Source organism: Paenibacillus eucommiae, from assembly GCF_017874215.1.
In the GTDB taxonomy this organism is placed as follows: Bacteria; Bacillota; Bacilli; order Paenibacillales; family NBRC-103111; genus Paenibacillus_AI; species Paenibacillus_AI eucommiae.
Genome location: NZ_JAGGLB010000010.1, coordinates 18,501 through 36,508, shown reverse-complemented (window position 1 = coordinate 36,508; position 18,008 = coordinate 18,501). Strand labels below are relative to the sequence as shown.

Genomic DNA, 18,008 nt, shown 5'->3' with positions numbered 1-18,008 from the left:
AAAAGGAGTTAGTAATAGTGATTATGGAAGTGGAATGATAGTGGAAGAGAGCGTTGGATGTTGGATTTTAAAAGTTGAATGTGATGTTGGATGTTGGATGTGGAGGGGAGGTTTGCAACATAGTGATGGAACACAGTAGTATTGTTCTCAACAAGCGCAGTCGGTTGTAGTGTTTGTGGTTTTTTGTCGTGTTAAAAAAGGACCCCAGAAGATGTATATATGAAGGTTATTTGCTGCGTACGTGGATATGCATTTGAGCAACCTTATTTCGATAGATTGTGGTAGACGCACGGGCCCTGTCCGAATATTCTGGCCCTGGCGGAAGCCGGCTATACGAATGTGAAGCTGTACGGTGGAAGCTGGAGTGATTGGATCTCGCACGAGGAGAATCCTATCGCTCCAGCTCTCGTCTTTCTTATTGTACTTTCTGGATCTCCAGTAACTGACCGAACAATCCATCCATCTGCTTGGAGAGCTGATTGTAGCCTCCCTGCTGAATGAGTCTTCCCTTATCGAGTACGATAACCTGATCAGCATGTCGAAGTGTGGACAATCGATGAGCGATAACAATAATCGTCATGCTTCCTCTCAATCTCTCAATCGACTCTTGAATAATCGCTTCATTATCGCTGTCAAGCGCACTTGTAGCTTCGTCCAGAATAAGAATAGCCGGCTTTCGAAGTATTGCTCTTGCCAATACGATTCTTTGACGTTCTCCCCCCGACAATCGTACGCCGCGTTCACCGATCACCGTCTCCAGTCCATCGGGCATCTGCCGTACCAATTCCTCAGATGCTGCGAATCGCAGCGCCTCCCACATTTCTTCATCCGTTGCATCAGGGGCAGCTGCATAAAAATTTTTTTTAATCGTGGAGTGGAATAAGAATGGGTCCTGGGGCACATAACCTACGGACCCCCTTACTCTTATCGATAATTCCGCGCTTAGCTCCTTTCCGTCAATCAACACTTGACCCTTCTCCGGTTCGATAAGTCCGATTAGAAGATCCACTAGCGTACTTTTACCCGCGCCTGATTTCCCTATTATAGCGGTCATGCTGTTAGCCGGCATTCTTAAGCTAATATCTTGCAGCGCATAGGCTTTCTGATTTGGATCATAACGATAATAAACATTTCGATATTCAATATCCTGCTCTACGCGAATGTTTTCGGTTTGGGAAGCAAGCTGAATTTCCGTTACTCTAGCTGCCTTATAGTCTTTCTCCAGCTCTATTAAGCTGTTGAAGGCTGGAAGCGATTGCGACAGCTGCTCCCAACGATTCTGTATGGATGCAAACCTCGGCCAAAGACGGGAGAAAATCATGATAATAAAAACAAGCTTTTCGGCCTGTACTTGATAGAAGACAACTGATGTATACATAAAAATAGAAATTAAAAATCCGGATACTATTTTGTGATAAAACGTTGAGCGATTTTGCAATCTCATAAACTGAATGGAATTCCACTCCATCTTATCGCACAGTTCGCGAAACCAATTTACATGCTGTTGCTCCATTAAATTACTTTTGATTTCTTTGATACCGTTGAAATGGTTTGTCATGCCAGCCATATAAGCTTGAGTTAATGATGTAGCTTGTTCACCGTAAGCACGAGAGTTTTTCACAAACTTGCGGGAATACAGACCAAGAGCAATACCGCAAACCAATACGGTTAGAGTCAGTTCAACCGACAGCCATAACGCAATGAAAATTTGAACCAATGTGAACAGCCCCATCAGAATCAGGCCAAGAAATACATACACTCCATAATTTACACGATGCAGCTCATTGGTCATATTATTGATGAGATCAGATCTTCTTTTTTTCAAGAAAAATGACCAATTTGCCCGCATGATGGATTCATGAATCTCCAGCCTCAAATACTTAACAAAGCCATGACTTATTTTTTCATTCATGACCGACAAATATCTCTGTAGTAGAGCTTGTCCTGTCCACATCACAAGGAAGATCACTAATGTAATCGAAAAGGCATGCTCAACAGGTAAATTTTTTAACGGTTCAAGTATCGTAGAGAGGAATGGGATGGCACCCGATGAGGCATCAAAAAGCCCAATCAGACCAAGCATGGCTGCCAGTAGGAAATATCCTATGCCTTCAATCATACTAATGATCATCATGCCGACTTGAGGAACATATAACTTCAGGCCTGCGTAATGATGTAATTTTCTTATATAAACCCACAAATTCGCCATAGGCGTTAAGCTCCTTCTTCGATCGCTTCTACAATGAGCGTTTCAATTAACTTAATCCTTCGCTACATCAAGAACATAGAGATTTAATTTCACTTTGAAGGGTTAGGCCGAAAGCGGTAATCGAAGAAAAGCCCTTATACTCGGAACAAGTATACGGGCTTTACTTCCTAATAACTTTGGGTGCCTATCCGATTATGATGGATCAAGAATAGCACCGCACTTGATTGCGTTATTATGTCCGTCATTGTTCGCGTCAGGATTACACCAATTCGGTCCTCCCATCGTCATCTGTACCGTTAGAACCTCCAACGTTGGCTGCTGCCACTCCCGCTTCGTAGGATTTGTCATATAGAATCACCTCCTTTCAAGAAAACGATTTAGGACAATTGCTTTATAAAGCGATAAGCGATCAAGCTGCGCATCAATAATCGGGCATCTAGATCAAAAGCATATTCGAGCTTTGGCTCCGTTCCCAGCTTTTCAAGGGATTGTTTGATTTGAGGAACATTCAAATAGTATGAGGCGTTAGAATCTCTGCAAAGCTTGTGCAATTGATCCCTGAACTCTCCCCAATCCGGCAGCATCCGATAAATCCAATCCGCTCCCTGTACACCCCTAGCGTGAATATTCATCCTCACCATATCGGGCAGGTAACCCTCCATCGATCTTCGTATAAGGGAGCGATCGATTCCATGTTGAATATATTGATTGTGTGGCAAAGATAGGCAGAATCGAATAATTCTTGGATCACTGGTGGGATCACGCTCACTTACTGCATAAGGCAATGACAGCTTGGTCGTCGACGTGCCTATGTGGTTAGATGCCGAAAAGCGTTGAAATTGATTATTTCTTGCGGTAACCTCATCTGGAGCGTAGGCCGTGAGTCCGACAGGATGATGCATTAGCTTATCTATAACCTTCGTTCTAGCAGCAAAGTCGGGATGAATAACCAGCGGAATGTTAGACTTCTTCTTGGCAAGAGCCGATCTAAATAAATAGGCATAAGCTTGCTTGGCAATAATCGGGATAACAACAGATTTGCCCGTTCTCATCAGCCGTGTATAGTCGTTTAATTCTTGAAAAACATTCGTCCAACGCAGAGTACGAAATAACCGTGCGTAATAATCAATGGGATCTCCCCATGAGATGGTATAGTTGCCACGGCTCCCATTCAGTAAAACGCCTACATTCTGTTCTTGGGACTTCTCCAGCATACCCGTCAACCAAAAAGAGTTTTCAAAAAACTTATAAGGCCCCTCCATCAGCTCCAGCATGGTATCCATCTCGCTGATCGCATTACGGCCTTCAAAGGCTAAATAGTTTTCTTTAATATTGCCAATATACCGGGCTGATTCCTGGATGTAGGGGGTTTCGTTTGCAATAAGACTTTTCGGCGTCCAATCCTCGAAATTTGCTGATGGGATATAACTGAAGGCATGCAACACCTTGCCTTCCTGAAGAAGCGGTTTCGCTGCGAAGCTTGCAACGGCGCCAGAATCCAGCCCACCGCTTAATCTCACGCCAACCTGGCGATACGTTCGCAGCTTTGATTGAACAGCCTCTTGGAAGACCTCTCTAAAAGCATCCACGTAATCGCCATTCGTCTGCAGCTTAAGCTTATGGGACGATGCTGCCAATTCATCGTATTGCTCAATCGTGACGACTCCCTCTGCCACTGTAAAGGAATGGGCGGGCGGCAGTTGCTTAATATCTTCATAAACAGTGGAGTGAACGTCGATTGTATCCAACATCATAGGAATGGCCAAAAATTCTGCAAACCATGATTCATTTAGCTTTTTATGTATGCCGGGTACTACAAATAAAGGATTAATAACTGTACAGAAAGCGAAGCGGGTCGATACATGATGATAATACAACGTTCGTCTGCCTAACAAGTCACGTGCTCCAAAAAGCTGTTGGCGGCGTTTATCCCAGATGATAAAGGCGTAATCACCTATCAAATACTTCGGAGTACTCTTTCCCCACTTCATGTAGGCAGCGAGAATAAGTTCGGAATCTGTAATTGTTTTCCTTGTGGAATATTCAATTTCCAACTGATCGCATAGTTGCTTCCTATTGTCGATTATGGCATCAGCCGTAATAACAAGCTCTCTGTTTACATCATAACGAGGAAGAACCTCGTTGATGGACTCTGGTGTAACCCATTGTGCATGGCAGCCCATTGACAGGCAATTACCGCGCCAAATATTCACTTCGTCTGCAGGATATTTCCGCAGCGCTTTCATCATATGCACTATCGTTTCACCAGATGAATATTCATCATTCAGGTCAAGGATACCAGCAATCAAGCTCAACATTTCGCCCCGCTTTATTTAACGATTGTAGTTCTTAATAAAAAACAGTTGGATATGAACAGATTGTACCATATCCTTACTCTTTTGTAACTACAAACCCGGTTATTTTTAAGGGAATATAGACCTACTTTATCAATAAATCGATTCAATAAATCCAATAAAACATTCGTTTAAAAGAACACTGCTTCATTAATATGAAGTAGGCCAAAAGTCGCATTAAAGGGGAGGAATTTGAATCACTCCAATGACCAGTGTGCTGCAATTTTCCAAATGGAAGCAGATTACCAAGCTGATTGTCCCTTCGGCGCTTCCCAATATTTTGTTGGGTGTTCGTCTGTCCCTTGGAGTTTCCTGGCTGGGCATTGTAGTTGCGGAGATGATGGGCTCCAATGCGGGGATCGGCAACATGATTCAGGAAGCCAGGCAGTTCTCGCAGACGACGATCGTTTTATCAGGTATTGTAATATTTGCGATTGTAGGTAAGCTCTCCGATTCACTGGTGCGTTTTCTGGAAAATCGCTGGCTGAAGTGGCGGGATAATTTTCAGGGATAGGGATGCGGAGAAACAGTGATATTCATAATTAAAATGGTATAATAGCTGTAAAATGTGCAGGTATGGCTCTAGAAAAGCTAGAAAAGCTAGAAAAGCTAGAAAAGGGGAATGAAGAATGGGGAGTTTCATAGCGAAGTTAAATTTTCACTGGGATCAGCTGCTGATCTCAGCTTGTGGGCCTCAGTAATGGAAGAGCGATTTGACGTTCGTTTATTGCCGGTAAGCACCAAGCTGCTTGAAAATTATGCGGTTGCCGAAGACTTTCCTTTCTGGATCCAAAAAAATGTGCATGATGCCCAGGATAGTCCCGGTCTTCATGGTCACGACTTTGTTGAGATGATTTTTGTCGTTGAAGGCTTCGCCACTCATAAATACGAGGATATTTCCTATGATGTAAGAGCGGGTGATGTTTTTATTATTAATCCCGGAGAAATGCACGGGTATGAATTGCAGGCGGGGCAGCAGATGGAGATTATCAATTGTTTGTTTCATCCTGGTCTCATTCAGCAGTCGCTGCTGCAACAATTGGACATGATCCATTCCATGGATTTCTTCTATGTGCAGCCGTTTCTTCATAAAGATAAGCGATTCCACCACAAGTTGAATTTACGGGGAGAGGCAGCGGATAGGCTGCTGTTTATTTTTGGCGATATGCTTGAAGAAATGGAGAAGCGGGTTTCTGGCTACCGCGCTCTTGTGCAATTGAAGATGGTGGAGCTGTTGATTCGGCTTTCCAGGTATTATGAAGTACAAGAACGGGAACTAGAGCAGGGGACCACTGTACTGACAGCACCGTCCTTTTCTTCACGCAGCGAATTGCTCGTTAAACGTATCTGCGGATATTTGGAAAGGCACTATGACAGCAAAATTGCATTGACAGATATCTCCAAATTATTTCATATCGGCATTAGGCAGTTGAATAGGCAATTTAAGCGATATAACGACTGCAGTGTGATCGAGTATGTTCACCGGCTGAGGATTGAAAGGGCAAAATGCCTGCTAGCCGAGACAGATGAAACGATTGCAGCCGTGGCAGCAGCCATTGGTTATGAAGATGCTACATTTTTCAATAAATTGTTTGGCCGGAGGGTTGGTTGCTCACCTGGAAGGTATAGGGAAATGAATAATAGCATGGAAGATTAACGTGCTTAATATATAGTCATGATGGCTGTTTCTGGTGCTTTTCTGGGAATGGCTTTTGCCTTGTTATTGCGTTGTAGGCTGTAAGCTGCTGCATATGACCAGATCGGCAATACAGAAGTCCTGATCAACTATATCTTTGCTAGGATTTTCCGATGTAACATTAAGGGTATTAATGGATGGTATTAATGGATCCAGAGATCCTATGGAGGGAAAATATGCTGCTTGAAAAAAGTGTGGAAGATGGAGCGGATGGAGTTTTACAAAGGGAGTTTCTTCAACCCAGCGATGAGTTTACTCCGATTCCATTCTGGTTTTGGAATGATGAGCTTAAGGAAAGTGAGCTGCTTCGCCAAATACAGGATTTCAAGGATAAAGGAGTTATGGGCTTTGTGATCCATCCGCGGCTTGGACTGCCCGAAACCATTCCCTATATGTCAGAGATTTATTTACAAATGGTGGAGACTGCTGTGAGAGAAGCGGAAAAACAGGAGATGGTCGTTTTTTTATATGATGAAGCGATGTATCCTTCCGGATCTGCTATGGGGATGGTGGTGAAGGCTAATCCTGCTTATGCCAGTAAGGGACTGAAAATGACCGAGCTCCGCTGTGGCAACGAACCGATCTATACCCTTCCATCCTGTAGCCTTCCATTGGAGGGGGTAGAGGCAGAGGTAGAGGGAGCGGGAGACATATGCGTCTCCGCACAAGCCATTGTGAAAACGGCTGCGGGTAAAATCGATATAAAACAGACGATTCTACTTGATATCGAGGCAGGAACAGAAGCAGGAGCAGGAGCTTCAGGCATCGTGGTAAGATTTGTACCTCCTGATGACCAGGATTGGTCTGTGGTGTTTTTTAGTGAGGTGTTCTCCATGGGGACTATTCGCGGGGTTCATTTCGGGCAGGATGACGGAGAGGCAGGAGCTCCTCCTGCAGCAGATTTATTAAATCCGCAGGCTACAGAAACGTTCATCCGGCTTACCCATGAGAAATATTACGAGCGGCTAAAACCTTATTTCGGCAGTGTAATTAAAGCGATGTTTACAGATGAACCGAATATGCTGGGCAGAGGGGCTCTTCCATCCCTTCAACCTTGGACGAACGGTTTTCTGACTTATGTACAAAGCTTTGGATTCAGGGAAGCCGAGCTGCCCGTTCTTTGGCTGGAAGCCGTGGAGGAGACGGATGCCATTCGTCGAGCCTACAGCAAAGCAGTAAATAGCAAGCTTACTGAGAGCTACTACAGGCCGCTATCCAGATGGTGTGAGGAGCACGGTGTTCAGTTGACAGGGCATCCAGGGGGAAGCGGAGATATTGGGCTGCTTGAGCATTTCCAGTTGCCGGGTCAGGATGTCGTGTGGAGGTACATTGAGCCGGCAGAGGGGAAAATGCTTGACGGCCCGCACAGTACAATGGCCAAGTGCGCTTCCGATTCTGCGAGGCACAGGGGAAGAAGAAGGAACGCCAATGAATGCTTCGGTGCCTGCGGCAAAAACAATATCGGCTGGAACTTCAGTCCGGATGAAATGAAATGGTACATGGACTGGTTGTTTGTCAGGGGAACCAATCTGTTGATTCCGCATGCTTTCTACTACTCCATCTTAGGTGAACGAAAGAACGAAAGACCGCCGGATGTCGGGCCGAACAGCCCCTGGTGGCCGCATTATAAGGAGATCAGCAATTATATAAAAAGAATGAGCTGGCTGATGACGGACGGTGTGAATGTGACTCCAATAGCTGTGTTGTGTGAGGAAGACTTTTTACCGTGGCAAATCGTCAAACCTTTGTATGAGAATCAGATTGAATTTAACTACCTGGAGGAGGCTTTGTTCGTCTCGTCCTGCCAGCTTCGTGGTGGTTCTATAGAAATTGCCAGGCAAAGCTACAGCGTTATCGTAGTGGAAGCTCCTGAACGTTATAGTGAAGAAACACATGCTAAGCTGCAGGAGTTCAGCAATCAGGGGGGCAAGGTTATTGTTTGGCGAACCGAAGGCAATGCTTCCAATAATTCCAGTACCTCCAGTACTTCACATGATTCAAACAGTTCAAACAGTTTAAATGATTCAAATATTTCCCCGCTAAAAAAAGCCGTTGAGATTACTTCGGTGGAAGAAGTGATTGCTGCCGTGGATCAATGTGTAAAGTGTGATGTGCGGTTACAGCCATCCGCTGGATTCCTTCGTGTGAGTCATATTCGCAAGGGTGACAGGCATTGGTATCTTTTGGTCAACGAGGGTGAGGAAAGCTATGAGGGCATGATGGATCTGGCGGTTTGTGGAAGGGTTGAGAAATGGAGCCCATGGCATGCTTCTATTGAGAAGCAGTCCATCTCCAATATGGATGCGGATAGTGTAAGCTTTCCAATTCGTTTGGATAGAAGGGAAAGCGTCATATATTATGTGAACCCAGATCAGCAGCCAGTTTTGGAGGATCAAAGTGAGGCCGGGGAACAACGTCCGATTAAAGGCACGGAACATCAGGGACTTCTACTGGAGCTTAAAGAGGGATGGACGGCCGTGGCAGCTGCTTTAACCGGGGCGCAGTCAGTTCAATCGGCTACATTGAAATCCTGGACGGAATGGAAGGGGATGGAGCATTTTTCGGGATCGGTTGTTTACGAGACTACTTTTGATCTTACTGATCTTGAACTTGAGCTTGAATCTGAATTTGAATCTGAGTTTGAAATTGAGGTTGAGTCTGAGTCTGAGTCTGAGTCTGCGCATAAACCTGGTTGCCAGATTCGTCTGGATTTAGGTGAGGTTCAGGAGATTGCTGAAATTTTCGTCAATGATGTGTACATCGGCACCCGAATGTGGAGTCCGTACCAAATCTCGATTATGGCGGAAGTCCTTCATAGAGGAAGCAATAAGTTAAGCCTGCGCGTAACAAATAGTCTGGCTAATGCGTATAATCAGGCGCTACTTCCCTCTGGGTTGATGGGTCCTGTAACTATTACATCCATTCCATTCAAGGAAACAAATCTTTAACAGCGGCTGGAGCCCACAGCCATTCCCTCCCCTAACCACCAACATAACGAACACGCACATCAAAGGACGCCCCGCAAGGCGTCCTTCTCAATTATTGAGCTACGGATTTCAACCAATCGTTAACTTCCTTCGTGACCTGCTCACCGCCATTTGCTTTCCAGTTGGCAACGAATTTGTCAAACGCGTCAACCGGCAGCTTGCCATAGATGATTTTGTTGAACGTTTCCAGCTCGGACTGGCGAAGAAGATTCCATTTCGAGATCATCGTTGGAGTAGCCGCGCCGGTAAAATAATTTTGCTTGCGGATGTCCGCTTGTGACATGACCACTTTCGCAGCGTACCAGTTTTCCGGTTTCCGGAACTCTGCAAGCTGCTTCTCATAAGGGGTAACCGGCGCATTGCCGTCCGCAAGCTTTACGAGCGTTTGCATGTATAGATCTGGAATTCGCGCCGGTCCTGTTATGAACGGGAAGTCATTATTGAAATCTTTGATTTTATCTTTGTTGCTGGTAGGCTGTCCATCTACGGTATCCCAATCATACCCTTGGGCAAAGCCGTATTCGAATTTGCTGCCGATGGACGGATTGGCCAGGTTGTCTAACAGATAGTTGTAATATATGAAAATCGCTTCCGGATGCTCAGCATCTTTATTAATCATGAAGCTGCTGTTAACACCGGAGTTTTGCCATTTGGTGCCCATTAGTCCATCCGGACCTGCAGGAACAGGATAGGCTTTAAACTTGGAGCCTTTTACGTTTTTCAACAAATCTGGAGCCGGCCAGTCCGGAACCCAGTTGGCTCCCGGCAAAATGCCAGCATTTCCTTTGGTCCAGATTTCAGCTGATTTCCCCTCATCCCACAAAGCCGAATCGGGATGAATATAGCCTTTGTCCGTCCATTCTTGCAGCTTGGCAAGTGCTTGCTTGGCTCCCGGATGGATGGAACCGTATTCCAGATTGCCATTAGCATCTTTGTTCCATTGCTCCTGAACCGTTCCATATGCTCCGAACAGCCAGTCGAGCCCGCCCATCCATGTGTTCGTATTGTTTTTTAAGGAGATTGCGAGCGGATAGACGTCCTTGGGGGCCAATCCGTCCGGGTTTTTGTTCTTGAATTGGTCCATGATGTTCTCTAAGTCGGCTATGGTCTTAGGAGCCTGAAGATTCAGCTTTTCCATCCAGTCTTCACGGAGCCATAGAAGTGTGTTGTCATTGTCCGTATATTCAAGGATCGGCAGGCTGTATTTCTTACCATCCTTCGTAAAGGGATACCACAATTCCGGATGCTGAGTGGCATGGTCTTTGAGAATTTGGTTGGCGTACTTGGCAAACAGCTCGTCGATTGCGACAAACTGGCCGGAATCGATCAATTGGTTGGTTAGTACTGGGTCGGTAGGTACCATGACGAAATCAGGCAGCTTCTCACCAGAGGCAACAGCAAGCTGCAGCTTCTGTCTGTACTGATCGTTACCGGCCGGGTACCAGGTATCTTTGTGCTTGATACCGAATTGCTCCAGCATCCAGCGATCATGGACATTGTTCTCCTGGGTATCACCCTTGGTGTATTTCTTCGGCATTAATACGGTGCTGATCTCAATCGGCGGATCGTATTTGCCGTTCTTAAAGGCTAAATCTGCTGTGGATGCGGAAGTAGTTGCAGTTGGGCTTGCATTACTAGAGCCGGTATCGTTTGCATTTCCGGTTGCGTCATTTTTTCCGTTACAGCCCGCCAATAAGACGATTACGAGAAGCACGAGCAGCAGCGATGATTTTCTGAATTTGTCCATTTTTGTTTCCCCCTACGGTGTAAGATTGTTACATGCTTTACTTTACCAATGGATGAGGGAGAGCATCTATATGATTCTGTTAGTTTCCGTAGGACTCTGTTATGCTGTTAATTTCCATCCCTATATTCTTGCGGCGTTACCCCAAACTGGCGTTTAAACACTTTAATAAAATAAGCCGAATCCAGATACCCGATTTCAATGCTGATTTCATACACCTTTTTGTCGGTCGTCTTTAGTGAGTGGCAGGCCCGCTCCATTCGGAGAGAGGACACGTAATCGCTTATTCCTTCACCCGTTTCAATCTTATAAATTTTGGATAAATGGGTCGGATGCAAGTGCACATGGTCTGCCAGAGCACGCAGAGAAACATCACCACTCAGGTTTTGATCCACGAATTCCCTGACTTTCTTCACATATAGGAAGCGTATGTCTTTGATTTCATTCGATGTCCCCTCTTTTAGCTTGCCGAGGACGCCAAGAGACCACTTTCGAAGCTTGCTGATGGAGGCGAAGGCCTCTCCACTTTGCACGGATTCCATATCCGGCCCAATTAACTTGGCCAGCGTATGTCCGTTGCGATGTGCAAGATGTGTGAAAGAAGAAGCGATTAAAAAACCGGCCTCCATGCAGTGCTCCCAGGATTCCGACCATCGTTCATCAAGTTCCGCGCAAGCTGCTGCCAGCTTAGCTTCCGCCGCGTCCCAACGGCCAGCCTCAAGCAGGTTGCTCAAAGATGGAGGCATGTAAAGCGCGTCTAAGGGCGCATGCGAAATGTTCGGCTCCAAGTCTCCGACCCGCATAACGAATTCCCGCTCGTCCCCTACAATTTGCCGGAAATAGGCAGAGGCCTGACGGTAACGATCCGGGAGCTGCTCTGGAAACCGGAACCACTCCGTGATCACGATGGAAAGCGACCCTTTCAGGAACTGTTTCACTTTATATTGAAGCTGTAAGGCAAGCTTTTCCAGTATATTTTCTTTACCCGTATTAGGCCCGCTTTCCTTTAACTGAAGCAAGAAAGCAAGATACCCATGCTCTTCCTTGACTCCCCAGACTTCTGTAAAATCACCGATTATTTCCTCAGCCATGTTGATGATCGCATATTCCATCAATTGCTGCCCGTTGTTTTTATATTGTCCGAATTCTTCCTCCATACGGACGAGCAGCAGGGCGCAGTCTCCGTAGCTAAAAGGCAGCCCGTAGTTCTCGAGTTTCCGGCTCCATTCGTCAGCCGGCATACGATGTCCGCGCAATGCGTCGAGGAGCAGCTGACCGCGCAGGAAAGGCAGATTTTCCCGAAGGGTATATTGGGTACGCTCCAATGAGCTGATGCTTTCCCACTCTGTATTCAATTGATCGATCGCAGCTTTGACTGCGCCGAACAAATCGTGATCCGTAGGTGGCTTAAGCAAGTAATCCACGGCCTGGTGCTGGACAGCCTTTTTGGCAAACTCAAAATCAGAATGACCGGATAAAATGATGCATTTGATTCTTTTGTCGCGGATGCGAATTTGCTCTATCATCTCGATTCCCGTCATTTCAGGCATCAGAATATCCGATATGACAATATCGATAGGATGTGTTTCGATGATTTGAAGTGCCTCATGGGCAGAATAAGCTTTATGAACGTGTTCGATGCCTAACATATGCCAAGGTTTGTGCATAGATAAATTATCTACCCAATGCGCTTCATCGTCTACTATGATCATCTGCATACTGTGTACCTCCTAGGGTAGGAAACTTCTGCTGCTGTTCTTCTCCGGTGGCTATCTCCCAAATAATCTCTGTCCGAAATCCCCCAAGAGGCGATTGTTTGAAACAAAGGTAAGAGTTAGTTCCGAATAGGTGAATGACCCGCTGATTGGTATTCCAAAGACCACAGCCCATTTCCTCCTGCAGTGGTCCTCGCATTTTACGGTTTAGTGCCTCTTGTTCTTCCAGATTCATCCCAGGACCATCGTCATCAATATAAACCTTACAGTAGCCATTTGACATCTCGCCGCTGATCCGAATTTCGCCCGAAGCATAAGATTTTCCTACCCCATGAATGACGGCATTTTCGACGATAGGCTGCAGCATTAAGCGAGGGACGTGCTGCTTCAGCATCTCTTCGGGAATATCGATATGGTAGTGAATTCGCCCGTTACGCAGCCTCTGAATATCCAAATAGTTATTTATCAGGCGGATTTCTTCGTCCAAGGTAGCCGTCTGCCGCTCCAGCCGGGTGATGTAACGGTAGTAAGCGCTTAGATTATAAGCCATCGACACGACTGCCTCCTCGTCATTCATCTGGGCCATGTTAATAATATAGCCGAGGCAGTTATAAAGAAAATGTGGATTAATTTGGGCTTGCAGCTGCTTTAGAGTCGCTTCCCTAGCTTGGAGCTTTTCATTGAGTACGTTTTCAATCAAGCTCTGAATTTGCTGTGACATGTCGTTAAACCTGTAGAACAGAAACGAAAATTCGTTATGGATATTGGAGTTGATCCTTACCGAGAAGTCTCCGCGCTGTACGCTCTGCAATCCACGGATCAGCTTTCTAATCGGACGCTGAACATTCCTGTAAAGCAAGACCGATGCAGATATACCAACTACGAAGAGCAGGACCATCGATAAATAGAACAGATTGCGGCTGAACGATATCGGCCCCATGATCTGGTCTAGTGGAACTAGGTCTACCAGATACCATGCCAATTGGGGGGATTTCACGGCACTGACCAAATAATTTTTATTTTCCAATTTTACGACCTGCTGCATGGTGTCTTCCAGAGACTGACTATCCAGGAAATGGATCAGTTCATTCGCTAGCTGCTTGGACGCAGTACGATTCAGGATCGGATGATCACCCTTATGGTATAATAACGGATCCCCTTGCCCGCCAGCCTTATAAGTATCGAGCATGTTTTGAATATTATCATGCCCGAAGCTGGCTTCAACGACCAGATTACTTCCCTTAAGCGTACCCTGATGGCCGAAGGAGTCGGTGTAGAACCAATAGAAGTCCTTTGGCTGGTCTGAGGTCACCGCTGTACCGTCGCCGTAAGTCCATTTTCCGGTCATATTTTTCTTGAGATAATCTTCATTGTAGTCGATCGTGTTTGTGTAATTGGAGATAGCCTCTTTGTTCTGTTGGGAATACACCGTGTATTTGACTGGCCATATATTCATAACGCCGGACTGCAGCACCATTTTTTCCTGAACCACATACCTCGTCTGCATCCGGTCATAACGATCATCCCAGAGATTTAATCCGTTAAATTTCTGAACATTCGGATCTCTAGAGAAGGAAATGACGAAATCCATGGTTTGATTGATTCTCGAGTCGATCTGGCTGGATAGGAAGGAGAGCTGCTTACTATTAGATTCCATAAGCTCCTTGCCAATCACATTGAATGCGATGCCATTGGAATAGGTAAACAAGATAATGATGGGGATAAACAAGATGATGATTAGTCCGTTCATTTTGGCAAACAGGCTAAACCTGGAACTTATCCTTCTTTTAAAAAACTTAATGCCGCTGCTCAGCTCCATAATGGGTTCCTCCAGACGATGTTCCTAACAAAACCCTATCGATCCTAACAATGTCCTATAGTCCAGCCTTAGAAATACTTGTTATTATTTATATCAGGGTTTCTCATTATACACAAATGAGATTTTATGGAACGGGGAGAGGGCTATGGACACAAATGTAGTGCAGAAAGTGATCCCTGGGGACACACCACTTAAAAAAAGAAAAAATAGCTACAAGCAGCCGTGGATGCTTCATTTTATGGTGCTGCCAGCAGTTATTTTGGTTTTCATTTTTTCTTATTTGCCCATGACGGGTATCGTGATGGCGTTTCAAGATTATAAAGTGGCATTGGGTATAACCGGCTCTCCATGGGTGGGCCTGAAGCATTTTCGCTACATGCTTGAAAATGAATATTTCTTGCAAATCACGTGGAATACTCTGTTCTTTGCCTGCTCCAAAATCGTAATGAATTTGATCATTCCGTTTATTTTTGCCTTGCTATTAAATGAAGTAAGGAATACTGGGTTGAAAAGATCGATTCAGACGCTCGTCTATCTGCCTCACTTTCTTTCCTGGGTCACGCTTGCAGGAATTCTGATTGATTTACTCGCCCAGACCGGCCTCGTCAATCAGTTTCTCGCAAGCGTATTCGGCATTAAACCGATTTTCTTTCTAGGTGACGGGAATTGGTTTCGGTTTACTATTATTTTCAGTGACGTCTGGAAAGAATTCGGCTTCAATACGATTATTTTCTTGGCCGCGCTTGCCGGCATTAATCCGGCGTTATATGAAGCGGCCGAAGTTGACGGAGCAAGCCGCTGGAAGCAGACGATGCACATAACTGTACCTTCCCTTATACCGATCCTTATCGTTGTCGGGACTCTGGCGCTAGGCAACGTACTGAACGCCAACTTCGATCAGGTGTTTAACTTGTACAGCCCAATGATTTATCAGCAGGGAGATATCATTGACACGTTCGTATACCGGGAAGGTCTTCTTAGCGGACAATTCAGCTTCGCGACGGCAGTTGGCCTATTCAAATCCATGATCAGCTTAATCTTAATCGTCATATCTTACCGGCTTGCCTATAAATTTGCTGGTTACAGGATATTTTAGAAAGGGTGAATACTCATGTACCACAAAACACTGTCTTATCGTATATTTACTGTGGTTAACAATGTGATGCTTACAGCTCTTTCCATTCTCTGCTTGCTGCCGTTATATCACTTACTGATGGTATCCTTAAGCTCGACTGCTCCTGCCAACGCTGGGCTTGTGACGTTCTGGCCGATCGGCTTTACGTTCGAAGCCTACGCCAAGACATTTGAAAATGCAAACTTCTTATCATCCCTGATGGTGTCCGTGAAGCGGACCCTGATCGGAACAGCTCTCGCCATGTCCGTGAACGCGATTGCTGCCTATGCTCTTTCCAAAGAAACCCGCGTCTTTCGCGCGCGAAATGTATATCTTTGGTATTTCGTCATTACGATGCTGTTCAGCGGCGGTCTGATTCCAAGCTATATATTGATCCTGAAGCTTGGCCTCATGAATACGCTGCTCGCGTTAATTCTTCCGGGATTAGTTGCTGTGTTTAATATCATTCTACTCTTGAACTTTTTTCGTACTGTGCCTAAAGATCTTGAGGAAGCTGCTTTTATGGACGGAGCCGGCCACTTTCGGAGCTTTGTTGCGATTTACCTTCCGATCTCCTTGCCAGCTATCGCGACAATTGCATTGTTTACGATGGTGGGCCATTGGAACGCCTATTTTGACGGGTTGATTTACATTAAAGAATCCAAAAACCTCCCGCTTGCGAGCTTTATGCAAACCATCATCGTACAAGCAGATATGACAAAGTTTGATCCGGCCATGGTTGCCAATCTATCTCAACGAACGATCCGGGCATCCCAAATCTTTATAGGCGCTCTGCCGATTCTGGCAGTCTATCCGTTCCTGCAGCGGTATTTTGTAAAAGGGGTTGTTATCGGAGCTGTTAAGGAATGAATGGTGTTGTTGGGATGTTTAAAACTTGCTCAATTTCTTTCTTTCCTCCTGTCAGTGAGAAGTAGTCCTCACCTATTTTGGAGAGAAGCTTAACCTCTTGATCTTGTATGATTATTATTTCTATTTCGGGATAAGTTACTTCTACTACTTTTGCTAATTTTGCTTCGGCTGCAGGCTTCTTAGATTTTTGTAACGGTTTTAAAGTGCTTAGCAAAGGATCCATCTTAGTTTTGATTTCATCCAATTCCTCAGCGGTCCATACCTGATCGCCTTTACTTACTTCAAATCGAAGGGGAGATGAACCTATACTTGATTGAATCCTGTCTGTAATGGCAAAAGAAACCTTAGAATCTATGTTTTTTCCGCAGCCCGCAACTACCATTAAGAGACAGCCGAAAATCATTATTGCTTTCAACTTCATTCTGTACCTCGTACCTCCACTTAAAAAACTTATTATTTGTTATATTTAATGGACTATTAAACAAGCTATTAGACAAGCAATTAGACGAGTTGTGGTCATATTTTGTTGCTTTGGGAAAGCTATCTATGTTTGAAAGCCCTCCAAATAAGGTAAGAAGAGATATAACGCTAAAGGAGATGAGAGTATGGCTGATTCAAAAAGCGGATTAAGCGATAAAGTCAAAGGCAACGTTTCTAAAGTTAAGGGTGAAATCAAGGATCAGATCGGAAACGCGACGGACAACCCCTCCCTCCAGGCGGAAGGCAAGCTGGATAAGGTAAAAGGGAACATACAGGAAAAAATCGGCGAAGCCAAGGACAGAAATAAATAGTCCGGACGCGCTGCTGTCATGGATAAGGAGCTCGGAGCTGTACCTCATTCGAGGTCGGCTTCGGGCGTTTTTATTTCATTAGTTAGGATGGGAGGAAAGGGTATGCTGGATGTGGGAGAGCAAGCACCTTTTTTTATGGGAAACAGCACCAAAGGGGTAGTAAGCACGGAGGAGTATAAGGGAAAGAATGCGATCGTGCTTATTTTTTATCCGAAAATTGGTTCGCCGATTTGTACCCAGCAGTTAAACGCTGTAGAGGAGGCACTGCCGCAATACGAAAGTGCAGAAGCCAAGGTTTTTGCTATCAACCCGGCGGATTTGGCGGACCATCAGGCTTTTGCCGATGAGCATCACTACTCATTCCCGCTAGTAACGGACCATGAAGGACTTATACAGGAGCTATTCGGCGTCGACAAAGGGCTGTTGAGGCTGTTCGTTGAGCAGAAGAGAGTCGTCTATGTGATTGGCCGGAACGGACAGATCGTCTATGCGCGCAAAGGCAACCGGTCGACGGACGAAATATTGGAAGCAGTGGGGTCGGATGCCAGGACAAGCCTTAAAGCTTAAGAAGACCTTGTGAGCGTAAAACGGTAATCCGCGTAGCGGCAACTTTAGCTCATGAGTATTCACCAATAGGCTCTAAACTGCCGAATAAAAAGGCCGGCCCCTGCATTTTCACGGGAGTCGGCTTTTTGCTTTTATTGTGGTT

13 protein-coding genes and 2 pseudogenes are annotated in these 18,008 nt (G+C 45.4%); 8 read left to right on the top strand and 7 right to left on the bottom strand.

Annotated elements, in window-relative coordinates; genetic code table 11:
• Window positions 1–297: 297 nt before the first annotated feature.
• Window positions 298–399, top strand: a pseudogene (locus J2Z66_RS42665) (sulfurtransferase); the annotation flags it as partial.
• Between the two features lie 16 nt (window positions 400–415).
• Here the strand turns inward: J2Z66_RS42665 and J2Z66_RS15910 are convergent.
• From J2Z66_RS15910 to J2Z66_RS15900, 3 genes are all read right to left on the bottom strand, one after another.
• A complete protein-coding gene (locus J2Z66_RS15910) occupies window positions 416–2,209 on the bottom strand; it encodes an ABC transporter ATP-binding protein (protein WP_209972435.1) in 1,794 nt (597 codons plus the stop codon).
• 192 nt (window positions 2,210–2,401) lie between these two features.
• Window positions 2,402–2,557: a paeninodin family lasso peptide gene (locus J2Z66_RS15905; protein WP_209972434.1), complete on the bottom strand. Its 156-nt coding sequence runs from the start codon at window positions 2,555–2,557 to the stop codon at window positions 2,402–2,404.
• Between the two features lie 29 nt (window positions 2,558–2,586).
• Window positions 2,587–4,527, bottom strand: coding sequence for an asparagine synthase-related protein (locus tag J2Z66_RS15900; RefSeq protein ID WP_209972433.1), 1,941 nt, complete (start codon window positions 4,525–4,527; stop codon window positions 2,587–2,589).
• A gap of 250 nt (window positions 4,528–4,777) precedes the next feature.
• On the opposite strand from J2Z66_RS15900, the pseudogene J2Z66_RS15895 reads away from it, so the two are divergent.
• The 3 genes and pseudogenes from J2Z66_RS15895 to J2Z66_RS15885 form a co-directional block, all read left to right on the top strand.
• Window positions 4,778–5,077, top strand: a pseudogene (locus J2Z66_RS15895) (ABC transporter permease); the annotation flags it as partial.
• A 108-nt stretch (window positions 5,078–5,185) separates the two neighbouring features.
• Window positions 5,186–6,220: an AraC family transcriptional regulator gene (locus J2Z66_RS15890; RefSeq protein ID WP_209972431.1), complete on the top strand. Its 1,035-nt coding sequence runs from the start codon at window positions 5,186–5,188 to the stop codon at window positions 6,218–6,220.
• A gap of 215 nt (window positions 6,221–6,435) precedes the next feature.
• Window positions 6,436–9,207, top strand: coding sequence for a glycosyl hydrolase (locus J2Z66_RS15885; protein WP_209972430.1), 2,772 nt, complete (start codon window positions 6,436–6,438; stop codon window positions 9,205–9,207).
• Window positions 9,208–9,298: 91 nt separating this feature from the next.
• Here the strand turns inward: J2Z66_RS15885 and J2Z66_RS15880 are convergent, their stop codons facing one another.
• The 3 genes from J2Z66_RS15880 to J2Z66_RS15870 all read right to left on the bottom strand — a co-directional run bounded on the left by J2Z66_RS15880 (window position 9,299) and on the right by J2Z66_RS15870 (window position 14,524).
• The gene (locus tag J2Z66_RS15880) at window positions 9,299–10,993 is read right to left on the bottom strand and encodes a type 2 periplasmic-binding domain-containing protein (protein WP_209972429.1); all 1,695 of its coding nucleotides are present in this window, start codon (window positions 10,991–10,993) and stop codon (window positions 9,299–9,301) included.
• 107 nt (window positions 10,994–11,100) lie between these two features.
• Entirely contained in the window at window positions 11,101–12,708 is a 1,608-nt protein-coding gene (locus J2Z66_RS15875; RefSeq protein ID WP_209972428.1) for a response regulator transcription factor, read from the bottom strand.
• Window positions 12,683–14,524 carry a sensor histidine kinase gene (locus J2Z66_RS15870; protein ID WP_245375592.1) on the bottom strand — a complete coding sequence of 614 codons (1,842 nt, stop codon included), beginning with the start codon at window positions 14,522–14,524 and terminating at the stop codon, window positions 12,683–12,685. Before J2Z66_RS15870 ends, J2Z66_RS15875 begins: the two co-directional genes overlap by 26 nt.
• Before the next feature lie 226 nt (window positions 14,525–14,750).
• Here J2Z66_RS15870 and J2Z66_RS15865 point away from each other — a divergent pair, with 226 nt between their 5' ends.
• A complete protein-coding gene (locus J2Z66_RS15865) occupies window positions 14,751–15,620 on the top strand; it encodes an ABC transporter permease (RefSeq protein WP_376774423.1) in 870 nt (289 codons plus the stop codon).
• Window positions 15,621–15,635: 15 nt separating this feature from the next.
• Window positions 15,636–16,508 carry a carbohydrate ABC transporter permease gene (locus J2Z66_RS15860; RefSeq protein WP_209972426.1) on the top strand — a complete coding sequence of 291 codons (873 nt, stop codon included), beginning with the start codon at window positions 15,636–15,638 and terminating at the stop codon, window positions 16,506–16,508.
• On the opposite strand, the gene J2Z66_RS15855 is transcribed toward J2Z66_RS15860, so the two are convergent.
• Complete coding sequence (locus J2Z66_RS15855; RefSeq protein ID WP_209972425.1) at window positions 16,498–16,929, bottom strand: hypothetical protein; 432 nt, start codon at window positions 16,927–16,929, stop codon at window positions 16,498–16,500. The two genes, J2Z66_RS15860 and J2Z66_RS15855, sit on opposite strands and share 11 nt — an antisense overlap.
• Window positions 16,930–17,113: 184 nt before the next feature.
• Between J2Z66_RS15855 and J2Z66_RS15850 the strand changes: the two genes are divergently transcribed.
• Both J2Z66_RS15850 and J2Z66_RS15845 read left to right on the top strand, forming a co-directional pair.
• Entirely contained in the window at window positions 17,114–17,299 is a 186-nt protein-coding gene (locus J2Z66_RS15850) for a CsbD family protein (RefSeq protein WP_209972424.1), read from the top strand.
• 102 nt (window positions 17,300–17,401) lie between these two features.
• Window positions 17,402–17,866, top strand: coding sequence for a peroxiredoxin family protein (locus tag J2Z66_RS15845; protein WP_209972423.1), 465 nt, complete (start codon window positions 17,402–17,404; stop codon window positions 17,864–17,866).
• Window positions 17,867–18,008 lie beyond the last annotated feature (142 nt).

What these genes read in the sequence shown, in the direction of transcription:
- J2Z66_RS15865 (WP_376774423.1), top strand. Translation starts at nt 14,751, where the DNA reads ATGCTTCATTTTATGGTGCTGCCAGCAGTTATTTTGGTTTTCATTTTT.
- J2Z66_RS15890 (WP_209972431.1), top strand. Translation starts at nt 5,186, where the DNA reads ATGAAGAATGGGGAGTTTCATAGCGAAGTTAAATTTTCACTGGGATCA.
- J2Z66_RS15850 (WP_209972424.1), top strand. Translation starts at nt 17,114, where the DNA reads ATGGCTGATTCAAAAAGCGGATTAAGCGATAAAGTCAAAGGCAACGTT.
- J2Z66_RS15860 (WP_209972426.1), top strand. Translation starts at nt 15,636, where the DNA reads ATGTACCACAAAACACTGTCTTATCGTATATTTACTGTGGTTAACAAT.
- J2Z66_RS15880 (WP_209972429.1), bottom strand. Translation starts at nt 10,993, where the DNA reads ATGGACAAATTCAGAAAATCATCGCTGCTGCTCGTGCTTCTCGTAATC.
- J2Z66_RS15900 (WP_209972433.1), bottom strand. Translation starts at nt 4,527, where the DNA reads ATGTTGAGCTTGATTGCTGGTATCCTTGACCTGAATGATGAATATTCA.
- J2Z66_RS15885 (WP_209972430.1), top strand. Translation starts at nt 6,436, where the DNA reads ATGCTGCTTGAAAAAAGTGTGGAAGATGGAGCGGATGGAGTTTTACAA.
- J2Z66_RS15870 (WP_245375592.1), bottom strand. Translation starts at nt 14,524, where the DNA reads ATGGAGCTGAGCAGCGGCATTAAGTTTTTTAAAAGAAGGATAAGTTCC.
- J2Z66_RS15910 (WP_209972435.1), bottom strand. Translation starts at nt 2,209, where the DNA reads ATGGCGAATTTGTGGGTTTATATAAGAAAATTACATCATTACGCAGGC.
- J2Z66_RS15875 (WP_209972428.1), bottom strand. Translation starts at nt 12,708, where the DNA reads ATGCAGATGATCATAGTAGACGATGAAGCGCATTGGGTAGATAATTTA.
- J2Z66_RS15905 (WP_209972434.1), bottom strand. Translation starts at nt 2,557, where the DNA reads ATGACAAATCCTACGAAGCGGGAGTGGCAGCAGCCAACGTTGGAGGTT.
- J2Z66_RS15845 (WP_209972423.1), top strand. Translation starts at nt 17,402, where the DNA reads ATGCTGGATGTGGGAGAGCAAGCACCTTTTTTTATGGGAAACAGCACC.
- J2Z66_RS15855 (WP_209972425.1), bottom strand. Translation starts at nt 16,929, where the DNA reads ATGAAGTTGAAAGCAATAATGATTTTCGGCTGTCTCTTAATGGTAGTT.